At 40.9% G+C, this 14,188-nt stretch carries 13 protein-coding genes; 9 read left to right on the top strand and 4 right to left on the bottom strand.

What is annotated here, in order from left to right; translation table 11 throughout:
* Nucleotides 1–9: 9 nt before the first annotated feature.
* Nucleotides 10–663, top strand: a complete 654-nt coding sequence (locus VK159_RS00745) for an MCP four helix bundle domain-containing protein (protein ID WP_324228237.1) — start codon at nt 10–12, stop codon at nt 661–663.
* On the opposite strand, the gene VK159_RS00740 is transcribed toward VK159_RS00745, so the two are convergent.
* Together VK159_RS00740 and VK159_RS00735 are read right to left on the bottom strand one after the other, a co-directional pair.
* Nucleotides 664–1,146 (bottom strand): nucleoside deaminase, encoded by a 483-nt coding sequence (locus VK159_RS00740; RefSeq protein WP_324228236.1) that lies wholly within the window; start codon nt 1,144–1,146, stop codon nt 664–666.
* Between the two features lie 104 nt (nt 1,147–1,250).
* Nucleotides 1,251–3,521 (bottom strand): aconitate hydratase, encoded by a 2,271-nt coding sequence (locus tag VK159_RS00735; protein ID WP_324228235.1) that lies wholly within the window; start codon nt 3,519–3,521, stop codon nt 1,251–1,253.
* Between the two features lie 237 nt (nt 3,522–3,758).
* Between VK159_RS00735 and VK159_RS00730 the strand changes: the two genes are divergently transcribed.
* The 3 genes from VK159_RS00730 to VK159_RS00720 are packed head-to-tail and all read left to right on the top strand — an operon-like array spanning nt 3,759 to nt 6,041.
* Entirely contained in the window at nt 3,759–3,977 is a 219-nt protein-coding gene (locus tag VK159_RS00730) for a PspC family transcriptional regulator (RefSeq protein ID WP_324228234.1), read from the top strand.
* A gap of 59 nt (nt 3,978–4,036) precedes the next feature.
* A complete protein-coding gene (locus tag VK159_RS00725) occupies nt 4,037–5,026 on the top strand; it encodes an AraC family transcriptional regulator (protein WP_324228233.1) in 990 nt (329 codons plus the stop codon).
* A 28-nt stretch (nt 5,027–5,054) separates the two neighbouring features.
* On the top strand, nt 5,055–6,041 hold the full coding sequence (locus VK159_RS00720; RefSeq protein ID WP_324228232.1) for a helix-turn-helix transcriptional regulator: 987 nt from the start codon (nt 5,055–5,057) through the stop codon (nt 6,039–6,041).
* A 302-nt stretch (nt 6,042–6,343) separates the two neighbouring features.
* On the opposite strand, the gene VK159_RS00715 is transcribed toward VK159_RS00720, so the two are convergent.
* A complete protein-coding gene (locus VK159_RS00715; RefSeq protein ID WP_324228231.1) occupies nt 6,344–7,132 on the bottom strand; it encodes a hypothetical protein in 789 nt (262 codons plus the stop codon).
* A gap of 67 nt (nt 7,133–7,199) precedes the next feature.
* The gene (gene kdsA / locus VK159_RS00710; protein ID WP_324228230.1) at nt 7,200–8,018 is read right to left on the bottom strand and encodes a 3-deoxy-8-phosphooctulonate synthase; all 819 of its coding nucleotides are present in this window, start codon (nt 8,016–8,018) and stop codon (nt 7,200–7,202) included.
* 132 nt (nt 8,019–8,150) lie between these two features.
* On the opposite strand from kdsA, the gene VK159_RS00705 reads away from it, so the two are divergent.
* The 5 genes from VK159_RS00705 to VK159_RS00685 all read left to right on the top strand — a co-directional run bounded on the left by VK159_RS00705 (nt 8,151) and on the right by VK159_RS00685 (nt 14,144).
* Nucleotides 8,151–9,089 (top strand): L-threonine 3-dehydrogenase, encoded by a 939-nt coding sequence (locus VK159_RS00705; protein WP_324228229.1) that lies wholly within the window; start codon nt 8,151–8,153, stop codon nt 9,087–9,089.
* A 117-nt stretch (nt 9,090–9,206) separates the two neighbouring features.
* Nucleotides 9,207–10,442, top strand: coding sequence for a TlpA disulfide reductase family protein (locus VK159_RS00700; protein ID WP_324228228.1), 1,236 nt, complete (start codon nt 9,207–9,209; stop codon nt 10,440–10,442).
* Nucleotides 10,443–10,573: 131 nt separating this feature from the next.
* Complete coding sequence (locus tag VK159_RS00695; protein WP_182804486.1) at nt 10,574–11,806, top strand: isocitrate dehydrogenase (NADP(+)); 1,233 nt, start codon at nt 10,574–10,576, stop codon at nt 11,804–11,806.
* Between the two features lie 137 nt (nt 11,807–11,943).
* Nucleotides 11,944–12,666 (top strand): TMEM175 family protein, encoded by a 723-nt coding sequence (locus VK159_RS00690; RefSeq protein WP_324228227.1) that lies wholly within the window; start codon nt 11,944–11,946, stop codon nt 12,664–12,666.
* Nucleotides 12,667–12,941: 275 nt separating this feature from the next.
* Complete coding sequence (locus VK159_RS00685) at nt 12,942–14,144, top strand: hypothetical protein (RefSeq protein WP_324228226.1); 1,203 nt, start codon at nt 12,942–12,944, stop codon at nt 14,142–14,144.
* The last annotated feature ends 44 nt before the right edge of the window (nt 14,145–14,188 follow it).

Genomic DNA, 14,188 nt, shown 5'->3' with positions numbered 1-14,188 from the left:
GTAAGTGACATGAAACAATTTATATCCATCAGAGAAAAGCGTGTTGCCGCAGCTGTTTTGTTTGTGGTGCTGGTTGCAATAGGATTGAACCAGTTGTGGTATGAAAAAGAATATGCACAGCTTGATAAAAACATGTCATCGTTATATAAAGACCGGTTGATGCCTGCAGGTTATTTGTTTGAAATAAGTGACCATCTTTATCAGAAAAAAATACTGAACATGGATGAGGCTGTAGCGCCAAAAGAGTTGGTTCAGCAATTACGCAGACATGATGATGCTATTGCAAAACTGATAATGGCTTACGAAAAAACTTATCTCACAAAAGATGAACAGCAACAGTGGAACTATTTGTTGACGAGTCTTGAAGCGTATAAAAAATCGGAAATAAACCGAATGAACCAAGCTCCTTCAGCGGTGTCATATGATTTGCTGTTGGATAAAAACTTTCAGCAGGCCCAGGCTGCACTTGGTCAGTTAAATGCATTACAGGCAAAGGAGGGAAGTTTGTTGCAAACAAATTCGAAGGCTATCATTGGCGATACAGTTATTCAATCGTATCTGCAGATTACAATGCTGATAGTATTGGCAATTATCGGTATGATTCTGTTGCTTGCACGTGATAATCCTTTCTTCCCCGGTGAAAAGAAAGCCATATTAAATTAATTAGTATTTCATTTTCAACGGACTTGTTTTCCATTTCTCAAATGCAACCAATGCTTCCTCTCGAAGTAATTGTTGCGTTGCCAGTTTTCTGCCGGTATAAGAGAGGTCAATTTCATCATAAATAAACTTGTCATCAAAATCAACCGCAGCAGCATCTTCTTTGGTATTGGCAAAATAGATTTTTGCTGCCCTTGCCCAATAAATGGCACCGAGGCACATGGGGCAGGGTTCGCAGCTGCAATAAATTTCGCAACCATCAAGTTGAAATGAATTTAATGTTGAACATGCTTTGCGTATAGCTACAACCTCAGCATGAGCAGTCGGATCATTTGATGAGGTTACTTCATTCACTCCGCTGGCAATGATCTTCCCATCTTTTACGATCACTGCTGCAAATGGGCCACCTTTTCCGCTCTCTACATTTTCAATCGACAGCAGGATGGCCTCACGCATGAAATCTTCTTTGGTAAGTTGTTTCTCCATAGTTTTTCAATTTAGATCTTCAGGAAGATAAAAAATCCCCCGACGTAGCGGGGGATTAAATTTATTAAGTGTTCAGTCCGCTTAAAGCGTCCCGACCAATTAGATTATGCCTTTGCAAATTCTGCCCTTATCACATTCAACGCACCGCCGGCTTTAAACCATTCGATCTGCTGCGCATTGTAACTGTGATTAACAGAAATGGTTTCACTGCTTCCATCAGCATGGTTCAACACTAATTCTAATGGCACACCAGGAGTGAATGATGTTAAACCAATCACATCAATGGTATCGTCTTCAAGGATTTTATCGTAATCTTCTTTGTTAGCAAAGGTCAATGCCAACATACCTTGCTTCTTAAGGTTTGTTTCATGAATACGTGCAAATGATTTCACCAATACTACACGAACACCTAAGTGACGTGGTTCCATCGCTGCATGTTCTCTTGAAGAACCTTCACCATAGTTTTCATCGCCCACTACAATTGATCCAACACCTGCTGCTTTGTAAGCACGCTGTGTATTAGGCACTGTACCGTATTCGCCGGTTAACTGATTTTTTACAGTATCAGTTTTTTCATTGAAGAAGTTGGTTGCGCCGATCAACAGGTTGTTACTGATATTATCTAAATGACCACGGAATTTCAACCATGGACCCGCCATTGAAATATGATCAGTTGTACATTTTCCTTTTGCTTTAATGAGAAGTTTCAATCCTTTGATGTCAACACCTTCCCACGCTGAGAATGGATATAACAACTGCAAACGCTTGCTGTCTGGTTTCACATCTAACTGCACAGCGCTTCCATCTTCAGCAGGAGCCTGATAACCGGCATCTTCCACCGCAAATCCTTTCGTTGGTAATTCATCACCACTTGGGGGATCAAGTTTCACCTGTTCACCTTTATCATTGGTTAATGTATCAGTAAGTGGATTGAATGTAAGATCACCGGCAATGGCCAATGCCGTTACCAATTCAGGACTTGCTACAAACGCCAATGTATTTGGATTACCATCAGCACGTTTTGCAAAGTTTCTGTTGAAGGAGTGAACGATGGTATTGCGTTCTGCTTTTTCTGCACCAACCCTGTCCCACATACCAATACAAGGTCCGCATGCATTTGCAAATACAGTCGCACCGATTTTTTCAAACACACTTAAGTAACCATCACGCTCAATGGTGTAACGAACAAGTTCACTACCGGGAGTAATGGTGAATTCAGATTTTAATGTCAATCCTTTATCACTAACCTGTCCGGCAAGGCTTACTGCACGACTAATATCTTCGTAAGAAGAGTTGGTACAGCTGCCAATTAAACCTACTTCGATTTTTGTAGGCCAACCGTTTTTAGCAGCAGCTTCCTTCATTTGAGAAATCGGCGTAGCTAAATCCGGGGTGAAAGGTCCGTTTAAGTGTGGTTCAAGTTCACTAAGATTGATCTCAATTACTTTATCGAAATATTTTTCAGGGTTTGCATATACTTCTGCATCACCGGTTAAATAATCTTTGATGGCGTCTGCTGCATCTGCTACTTCTGCACGGCCTGTTGCTTTCAGGTAGCGGCTCATGCTTTCATCGTAACCGAAAGTTGAAGTAGTTGCACCAATTTCAGCACCCATGTTACAGATGGTTCCTTTACCGGTACAGCTCATGCTTGTTGCACCTTCACCAAAATATTCAACAATGGCGTTGGTTCCACCTTTTACAGTTAAGATACCAGCCACTTTCAGAATCACATCTTTAGGAGCTGTCCAGCCATTGAGTTTGCCGGTCAATTTAACCCCGATCAATTTTGGCATCAACAATTCCCAGCTAAGACCAGCCATTACATCGCAGGCATCAGCACCACCAACACCAATCGCCACCATACCCAAGCCACCAGCATTTACGGTGTGGCTATCGGTACCAATCATCATACCACCGGGAAATGCATAGTTTTCCAACACCACCTGGTGAATAATACCGGCACCCGGTTTCCAGAAACCAATGCCATATTTATTAGAGATAGAAGAAAGAAAGTTATAAACCTCTTCGTTGTCAGTAACAGCTTTTACCAGATCCTGCTTGCCTTCAGTCTTTGCAACGATCAGGTGATCGCAATGCACGGTTGAAGGAACAGCAACCTTTTTACGACCGGTTGTATCAAACTGTAACAACGCCATTTGAGCTGTTGCATCCTGCATCGCTACACGATCGGGTGCAAAATCAACATACGCTTTTCCTCTTTCGAAGTCTACAGGTTCAACTCCTGTCCAGAGGTGGGAGAATAATATTTTTTCTGCCAGTGTTAAAGGGCGACCCAACGCTTTGCGGGCGGCGTCCACTTTGGCAGGCATTTCGCTGTACAATTTTTTGATGAGATCGAGATCGAATACCATGAAGAAGAATTTGATAATGATGAAAATCAGCTCATCTGAAAATTCGAAAACTGGCTTGGTAGATTGGCTCAAAGAGGAGTGCCGGGGTTGAAAAAACCCTCCATTCGCACATTTTCAAACTCTCAAATTTGCAATTTGCTTGTTGAGGTTGCGAATTTACCGATTTACAGGAACTTTTTAAACCATCTGCCCGAAAGAATTGTTGAATAAAGTACTTTTACATTACAACAGAACACTATGAACCGTTTGCGGCACATGATTGAATGGAACGTATTTGGCGTTTGCACCTGGTTAGGGGAGAAAATGGGTATTGCCACAAGCACTATCCGTAAATATTTTATTTATATCTCTTTCCTCACCATGGGATCGCCATTGATTATTTACTTCTTTGTTGCCTTCTGGATGAACGTTCGTCAGTACATCTGGTTCAGAAAACGGAACCCTCTGCGCTACTAATGAGATTCGTCATTGCATTTTGGTAATTGATTGTTTAAATTGAGAAAACAATCAGGATTATGTTTTCGTTTGAGTACACACATTCCAGTTATAAAGATATGATCAGTGATCTTGCAGAAAGACTGCAGGTGAAGCTGAAAGATAACTGGTTGTTCTTTCCTGAAGAAATTGCAAGTGGCTATTACCGTGTACTTCAACTGTCGAATGGGCTCGACGTAAATGTCATTAATTGCCGTATCAATAAAGATTGGCTCATCAGCCGTAAAAGCGATACCGAAGAATATTATACACTTCGTTTTGATGAACTGATCGTAGAAAAAGAAATCCGTATTGGTATTGACAATGATGTGGTAGACAGGAAAAAAGAAACGATTGCTGTTGCGTATCTTACCAGCTCTCTTTTCGATTGGTTCTACCATGGTACAAAGGGCACCACGTTCAAAGGCGTGAATATTCTTATACCCAAAGATTGGTTAGGAAAATTAATGGGTATTGAAGCGTTTGATGATATACTGCCTGCATACATTGCCTTGAAAAGCCGCAGTTTTACAATGGAACCATTGGATGCAGTGTATTTTCAATTGATGAATGAAATAATGGAAGAGGACCCTGATACACCTTTTCCCCGTTTGTATATTGAGAACAGGGTACAGTTGTTGATGGAACGTTTCTTTACACGCATCCATTCAAGAGTATCACTGGCCGATGTACAGAGCAATATTAAACCGGATGATATTTATACCGTCTTGAGAATTGAAAAATTATTAGTTGAAAATTTTTCTACTAAACCAAAATCCATTGAAGAACTCTCACGTAAGGCAACCATGAGTTCTACAAAATTGAAGAAGATCTTTAAATCAGTATTTGGTATGCCGATATATGAGTATTACCAACAAAAAAGAATGCTGAGAGCAGGTGAATTATTATCGACAGGAAAATATTCAGTAAAGCAGGTGGCTGTAACAATTGGCTATACGAACGTGAGCAATTTTGTGACGGCATTCAAGAAGTATATGAAGGAAGAACCTTCAACATTTATAGAGGCGTGAGTTGATAAACATAGTAAAACCAGGTGCCATGATAGTTGTGCACTTAAAACATACGAACTACAAAGAAGTCCTTGCAAGTATTTCTGAACAACTGCATTTGCAGCTGACAGGTGATGTTCTGCAGCTAACTCCTGACATTGCTGATGGCTATTTTAAAGTGGTTGAATTGCCAAACGGTCTGCAGGCATTACTCTCCGACTTACATTATCATGTTGATGTAACTTTTAAACGTGAGAAAAGCGATGAGTATTTCTGCATTCTTCATTTTAATGATGCGGAGCTAAGTGATCCTCTTCATTTTTTGCGAAACGGCAAGCAGATGTTTGATAAGAGTGCAAGAAGGGCAGGTGTAACGCTGAGCTCCAGCGCAAATGACATGAGCTTTACCGTTAAAGGAAACACCAAAGCAAAAAGTATTAATATACTCTTGCCCGGCCGATGGATCAATGATAATCTTAATCGTTATAACGAGTTGCAGGTATTATCACGATACAACGCAATGCGTAATACACTTGTGCATCCTGAACCATTTGATGCACAAAACAGGGTGCTGTTTGATGAAGTGTTTCAAACCGACGAGGCCAATCCTTTGCAGAGTATGATCGTGAAGAACCGTATAATGTTGTTGCTTGAACATTTCCTTTCTAAGATCTATCGTAAGATGCAGGAAGAACCAACGCAGCCCCCACGCAAGATCAAGGCATCTGATATGGGTAAGCTGATGGAAATTGAATCGTTACTGGTGCGTGATTTTGGGCAGCCGCCACCAACTATTGCTATGCTGGCAGAAAAAAGCGGGATGAGTGTATCGAAATTAAAATCTGCTTTTAAGAGGGTGTACGGCACCGGCATTTATGAATACTACCAAAAAAACAGGATGCAGAAAGCAAGAGCCATGTTGCTTACAGGCCAGTATAATGTAAAAGAAGTGGGAACACAATTAGGTTACAGCAACCTCAGTAACTTCTCTCTTGCATTCAGAAAAGAGTTTAATATGTTACCCAGTCAGGTATAGAAATATTTATTTTCTGTATATTTTAATTTCCCTAACTTTAAGATACTGATCTCAATCGAACTTCTAACTTCTTGAAGCAACATCGCTCCGTTTTTAATTCATGCATCCTTTGAGCCTCCCATTCCACACGTTGTAATTCACATGCTACCTCATACTGGTATTTCCGCATGCGCTTAACAGTTCCCTGTTTGGCTGCAAGTCTGTCGTTGCATCCTAGTGAAAACGTATGTTTATCCAACCCCCCACAAAAAAGAGGCTCTTAATTAAGAGCCTCAATTTTTTTTGGAATTGTATATACCTGATTATCTCAAATCAAACAACAAACCAAGTTTTATTTGCAGTTGCTGCAGCGGACTATTGTATAACTGTGCCACTGTATGATTATGAATACGATTTGTATTCAGGTTTACAAATTGCATGGTGAGTGGTTTGGTTTCGTCGTTTGTTGGTTGTGTAGAAACAGGTTGCTCCAGTTGTTTCACATTTACATAATCAATGCGATTGCCATGAATACGACTTACGGAAAGATTAAGAGAAGTGCCGTTAAGAGGATTGCAAGCTGATCTTGACCGAAACTTCATTAGTAAACCTGCACCATATCCCCATGTCATTGAACCTTTGCGGAAAGTAACTTCATTTTCTAATGGCTTGCAATCGTCAAAATCATTTTCGTCATACACATTAATTCGAACTCTTGTGCCTAATGATTGATATCCACCCAACAACTGCACATAAGGTGTAATCGCTTTGTTCTTTACTACTTCATAACGAAGATTGAGATGATTGAAGTTGGCGAAGTTGATATAGTTTACCGGGTATTCAGCAGCAGTACTCATATCTTCATTCTGGAAACTTTGTGTTACTTTCTTTTTACCGAAACGGCCGGTTCCGGTTTCGAACGATACTACAAACTGCTTACCTGCAAATGGTAAACGATAACCCGCCTGGAAGTTGAAACCATGTGCTGCATTAATATTGCCGGCCATATCGCCAAGCGGAGATTGGTTGCTGTAACCAAAGCCAAATTCAAATTGTGCAAAGGAGGTGAGGTACAGGCAAACGCCCGTAATGATGAGTAAAGTTTTTTTCATATAAAGAGCTTTTGATGCTCTTTAAAGTTCGTGAAACTTATTGTTAAATAAAAGCTGAAAATGAGAATCAAATTGCTTTTCTGAGCTTCACTAATTGCTCCAGTAAACCTTTCAGTTTATCAAGCTGCAACATATTTGCGCCATCGCTTTTTGCAACTGCCGGATTAGGATGCGTTTCAATAAACAAACCATCAACGCCTGTTGCAATAGCTGCTTTTGCAATGGTGCCGATCAATTGCGGGTTACCTCCGGTAACACCGGTAGTTTGGTTGGGTTGTTGAAGTGAGTGTGTACAATCCATGATTACCGGCACATTCAATTCTTTCATCCAGGTAATGTTGCGGTAGTCAACCACAAGATCGGTATAGCCAAACGTGTTTCCTCTTTCAGTAAGCATGATATTATTATTGCCTGCTTTGCGGATCTTCTCCACTGCAAACTTCATGGAAGGCCCACTCAGGAACTGACCTTTTTTTACGTTCACTATTTTTCCTGTTTCTGCTGCAGCTTCCAACAGATCGGTTTGGCGACAGAGAAATGCAGGGATCTGTAAAATATCAATATATGGAGAAGCCATTGCAGCTTCTTCATGCGCATGAATATCTGATGTGGCGGGGAGGTTATATTTCTTTCTTACTTTATCGATCAAGCTTAAACCTGTATCATCACCCAAGCCGGTAAATGAAGCAGCACTTGTTCTGTTGGCTTTGCGGTATGATGCTTTGAACACATAGGGAATACCCAACTCTTTGCAAATGGTTGAAACTTTATCAGCCACCTCCATCACCAGTTCTTCGCTTTCAACTACACAGGGCCCGGCGATTAGAAAAAAGTTTTTTTCGTCGTACGATTGGTTGGCAAACAGGTCTTTCAGAAATTGTTCCATGCGGCAAAGATAAAGGGAAGTACAATGTCAGATTTCGGATGTCTGATTTATGAGCGGGTAGACAATTGCGCAAACGAATGAATGTTCGCCCAGTTGGTTTTCCCCCTAATTTTGGCGGCAAATAAGATTGCTATGATTCGTGAAAAAATATTGGTGATTGGCGCTTCCGGTCAGATTGGTGTTGAGTTAACCTTGGCGTTGCGTAAAATGTATGGGAATGCAAATGTGATCGCTTCTGATCTGCGTGAACAAAATCCGTTGCTTGAAGGTACAGGTCCGTATGTAAGTCTTGATGTAATGAACAAAGAGATGCTGCATGTACAGGTCATCCGTCAGAACATCACACAAATCTATTTGCTTGCTGCTATCCTTTCCGCAACAGGAGAAAAAAATCCAAACCTTGCATGGAACCTCAACATGACGGGTTTATTGAATGTATTGGATATCGCACGTGAGGAAAAACTGCATAAGGTTTATTGGCCAAGCTCCATTGCGGTATTTGGTCCAACCTCACCCAAACAAAATTGTCCGCAGCAAACCATCATTGAACCAACAACGGTGTATGGCATCAGCAAATATGCCGGTGAGTTTTGGTGCAACTATTATTTTCAACGTTACGGGGTTGATGTAAGAAGTCTGCGTTATCCCGGTTTGATCTCTTATAAATCTGCTCCCGGCGGCGGTACAACTGATTACGCAGTTGAAATTTTTCATGAAGCATTGGAAGAAAATAAATATGAATGTTTTTTGCAGGAAGATACCTACCTGCCCATGATGTATATGCCCGATGCAATCCGTGCTACCATTGAATTGATGGAAGCACCGGCCGATAAAATTTCAATCCGTCATTCCTACAATATTTCATCGATGAGTTTTTCGCCGAAAGAAATTGCAGCAGAAGTGGCAAAACATCGTCCCGGTTTTGAAATGACCTACAAACCCGATTACCGTCAGCAGATTGCCAACAGCTGGCCCCAAAGCATTGATGACAGTGTTGCAAGAAAGGATTGGGGTTGGAAGCATGAGTATGAATTGCCTGAGATGACAAAGGATATGTTTGAAAATTTATAAGAACCTTCACAGTTCTGCAGGGAACCTGTCAGAGCCATGACCATATGAGAAAGCTGCAAGCCTTAACTTGCAGCTTCGTTTTTAGTAATAAGCATGATCTGAAAATCTGGTATTCGCATGAAGCAATTTTTATTTTTGACAGTAATCGTTACTCTTTTCAATACAACAGCATTTACACAATCAGTGAATAAGCTCCGCACAGGTTGGTATCGTGCTTCTATCCTTCGTGAAGATGGCGCTGAAATTATTTTCAATGCCGAAGTGCAAATGAAGAATGGAAAGCAAGTGATGTATATCCGCAATGCAGCAGAACGTTTACTGGTGGATGATATCAAAGTAAAAGGCGATTCAGTAAACATTGAAATGCCATTCTTTGAATCGTTCTTTCGTTTACAAATTCAGAGCGATGGAAAACTGGTTGGCAAATGGTTTAAAGCAGGCAGTTTAAAGCTGCTGGAGTTCCCCGTTGAGTTTGTGTATGGAAACAAAGAGCGGTTTGCTGTAACCAAAGCTGCAACAGAAAACAGTACCGGTCGCTGGCAGGTTGCTTTTACAAGACCCAACGGAACTGATCGCCCGGCTATCGCAGAGTTTCAACAAAAAGGTTCGGTATTAACCGGAACTTTTTTAACTCCCAGTGGTGATTATCGTTTTTTAGAAGGGGTTGTAGATGGTGACAGTTTGTTGTTGAGTTGTTTTGATGGAAGTCATGCCTATTTATTTACTGCAACAATCAGTGGCAACGAGATAAAGAACGGAATGTATTACAGCAGTGCAGTACCTGCAGAAAAATGGCGTGCAACAAAAAATGAAAAAGCAGCCTTGCCCGATACTACACAAGTCACACAATTAAAACCCGGCGAAAGCAAATTGAATTTCACCTTCAAAGATGTGAATGGGAAAAATGTTTCCATCAACGATGCACGGTTTAAAAATAAAGTTGTGGTGATACAGATCATGGGAAGCTGGTGCCCCAACTGTATGGATGAAAGTAGATTCCTCAGTAGCTTTTACAAAGAATATAAAAACAAAGGAGTTGAAGTGATAGCGTTGGCTTATGAATACAGTACCGATTTCAATCGCTCAAAAGCAAGTGTACAAAAGTTCATTAAGCGTTTTAGTATTCAATATCCTGTACTCATCACCCCCACAACTACAAGTGACGAACAGCGTACAGAAAAAACATTACCGGAGCTAACTCCTATTCGTTCGTTTCCAACAACCATCTTTCTTTCAAAGAACGGGAACGTTGCCAAAATTCACCAAGGCTTCTATGGCCCGGGCACAGGCGATTTCTATACCGAGTATAAAGCTGAGTTTTATCGTACCATCCGCTCCTTACTGGCAGAATAACCGCTTACTTTTTCGTGCTACACAACTATCTTTGCTGACCCTGAAAAAACAGGGGCATCAACCACCTGCATGTAAAGGTTGCTGTGAACAATCATATTGTTTGAATTACTTAACATTTAAAGACTAAACTGATGGCAGCGAAAATTAAAGTAACCAACCCGGTTGTTGAACTGGATGGTGATGAGATGACAAGGATCATCTGGAAATTCATTAAAGAGAAATTAATTCTTCCTTATCTCGAACTGGATATTAAATACTACGACCTTGGTGTTGAGTACAGAGATGAAACCAACGACCAGGTAACGATAGATGCTGCAAATGCAATTAAACAATACGGCGTTGGTATCAAATGTGCAACCATTACTCCTGATGAGCAACGTGTTGAAGAGTTCAAGCTCAAACAAATGTGGAAGAGCCCGAATGGAACTATCCGTAATATTTTAGATGGTACTGTGTTTCGTGAGCCGATCGTGATCAACAACATTCCACGTTTGGTTACAAACTGGACAGCACCGATCATTGTTGGTCGTCATGCATTTGGTGATCAATACCGTGCCACAGATACAGTGATCAAAGGCAAAGGAAAGTTAACCATGACCTTTACTCCTGAAGGTGGAGGCGAACCACAAACTTTTGAAGTGTATAATTTCAAAGGCGATGGTGTTGCAATGAGCATGTACAATACCGATGAAAGCATCATGGGTTTTGCACGCAGCTGTTTCAATATGGCGCTGAGCAAAAAATGGCCATTGTATCTTTCTACAAAAAATACGATTCTGAAAAAATATGATGGACGTTTCAAAGATATTTTTGAAGAGATCTATCAAAACGAATTCAAAGCACAGTTTGTTGAAGCAGGTATCGTTTACGAGCACCGTTTGATCGATGATATGGTTGCGAGTGCATTGAAATGGAACGGCAACTTTGTATGGGCTTGTAAAAACTACGATGGTGATGTACAAAGTGATACTGTTGCGCAAGGTTTCGGTTCACTTGGTTTAATGACTTCTGTATTGGTTACACCTGATGGTAAAACAATGGAAGCAGAAGCTGCACATGGCACCGTTACACGTCACTACCGTGAGCACCAGAAAGGTCGTCCAACATCAACAAATCCAATCGCATCCATTTTTGCATGGACAAGAGGTTTGGCGTTCCGTGGTAAATTAGATGGCAACCAACCGTTGATCGATTTTGCTAACGCTCTTGAAGCTGTTTGTATTGAAACAGTAGAAAGCGGTAAGATGACAAAAGATCTTGCTGTATGCGTGCACGGCAATAAAGTAAATCATGGCGAGCATTATTTGTACACAGAAGAATTCCTGGATGCAATTGATGCAAACCTGAAAGCAAAGCTTGGTTAATTTGAAAGTTGAAGTTTAAAATAGAAATCCCCCAGTTAAATCCGGGGGATTTTTTATGCCCGTCATCAACCAATTCGCCAACCACCATCATTGACGAGAGCAGCATCGCTTTCTATTTTGGATTCTAAAAATCAAGGATGCTGCGCAAAAAGATCTTTCAGCAATATGAAAGTAAAACCAACCGTGGTACAGAATTGTACCGCATTGAAGCATTAAGCGATGCCGTGTTTGCATTTTCTGTTTCCTTACTCATCATGTCGCTTGAAGTGCCGAAAACATTTGAAGAGCTTCAATCTTCAATTCATCATTTTCTTCCCTTTGTTGCCACGGTAAGTCTTGTTTTCTTTTTCTGGTATTTGCAGAATGAATACTTCCGGAATTACGGCTTGAATGATGGCTTTGTAATTTTCTTAAACCTGTCGTTGCTTGTGTTGATCCTGTTCTATGCGTTTCCGTTAAAGTTTTTATTCGCAGTATTATTATCCTGGTTAACCGGTTTTGATTATTTCCATGAAGTGACTGTACTGGGCAAAACAGTATTAACACAGGAAGAGTTTCCACAGCTTATCCTTTTCTTCAGCATTGGTTATGCAGTGATATGGTTTATCTTTTATTTGTTGTACTTGCATGCATACCGCAATAAAAGCAAGCTCAAATTCAGTTTGTATGAAACAAAGTATGTACGATCGCAAAAGCAGGACGCAATGGTGCAGATGGGAATTGGATTGTTGAGTATTTTGTTTGCATGGATGAATCTTCCGATATGGAGCGGCTTCTGTTTCTTACTCATTCCGTTGTGGCTGTTGATTCATAATTATTTATTTAAGCGAACGGTAAAACGCATTGGTCAACTGAAGTGATTGATAGGTGCGAATTGGTAATCCTGAACGATTGTGGAATGATGATGATTAAAAATTGCGCACAGTCGAAATTTCAAACATTTAGAATGCATTCACATCCATCTTCACAAATATTCCTGCGCCTACTTCCGCCAAAACATACCAGTAGATAAAGTAGTTGTACCGCCTGATAACAACCGCTTGCATCTGGCACAGCAGCTCTGCTACATTTACAGTGTTAACAGAAATCGGCCTGCTCAATTAAACAGGCAAAAAGAAATTATAAACCAAAAAATATGAAATCACTTATTTCGCTAACCGGTATGATGTTGAAATGTGTATACGGCATTTCTTTCATCGTAATTTTTCACACCCATGCAACATCACAGAATATTGGTGTTGGAACCAATAATCCTACACGTAAGTTATCGGTTACCGGTACAGTGATGGTTGATCACGACAATCAAAACAATGGCACACTCGACACAGCAGCTTTATTATTTGGTACCGGCGGGGTTGGTATTACAAGCAGAAAGGTAACAGGTGTTGGGGCGGCGCATGGATTGAATTTTTGGACCAATGGTTCGCCAAGACTAAATATTGCATCCGGCGGAAATATTGGTATTGGAGGAGATGCCACCACGTTCTACAAACTGCGTGTTTACGGAGGTCATGTTGGTATCGACAGCAGTATGTATATTCAGAAATCATTGAATGCATACGGCAACTCGGCAATAGGCATTGATGTTGATCCTGATTTTAAATTTCGTGTAAATGGTAACAGCCGGTTCACTGCAATACAAACATCCGGCAACGTAACCATTGGCGGTACGCTTGATAACACTTATCGTCTAAGGGTAGTAGGGGGCAACTCTCGTTTTGGTGGCGATTTGTATGCAACAGGGTATGTGGCATTTGGCGGTGATGTAGATCCGGATTATCGCTTGCGTGTATGGGACGGCGATTCACGTTTTGGCGGTAATATGCATGCTACCGGTAACGTAGCGTTTGGCGGAGTGCCTGATAATAATTTCAGACTGCGGGTACACAATGGAGAAAGTTATTTTGGCGGCTCTGTTCAAATTGCCGCTCATCTAAATGCGAATAACATTGGTGCTGCCGGTACAATCAACGCTTTAAATATTGCAGTTTCGAATTCGTTAACCATTGGTGGAAACGGATCAGTGAGAAGCAATGGCCCATCGCCGCTGCGTATTGGATTTGATTCAAAGACAGTAGATGTATTTCTTGCTGCCGGAGGTATGGTTGCAGTAACGGCTAACATTACTGCTTTTTCAGGTGGTAATGATGATGTGCGTGTATTTGTGAGTCAGATCAAATCCAATGCCGGTAATAACCTGGCCTTTGCAAACCTGCATATTGCTGTGACAGATATTGATGCAGCTGCAAATACCTGTTCGTTGTCGATAAAAAATATGAGCAATCTTAATTCAACACTTTCTGCTACAATTTACCTCACCACAATTGCAAAAAACTAATTGGCTGTTTACAATACGCCCTTGTTGGTCATTCGACTAACAAG

The organism is Lacibacter sp. (genome assembly GCF_035299325.1).
Classification (GTDB): domain Bacteria; phylum Bacteroidota; class Bacteroidia; order Chitinophagales; family Chitinophagaceae; genus Lacibacter.
This window is presented reverse-complemented; position numbering and strand designations above follow the sequence as displayed.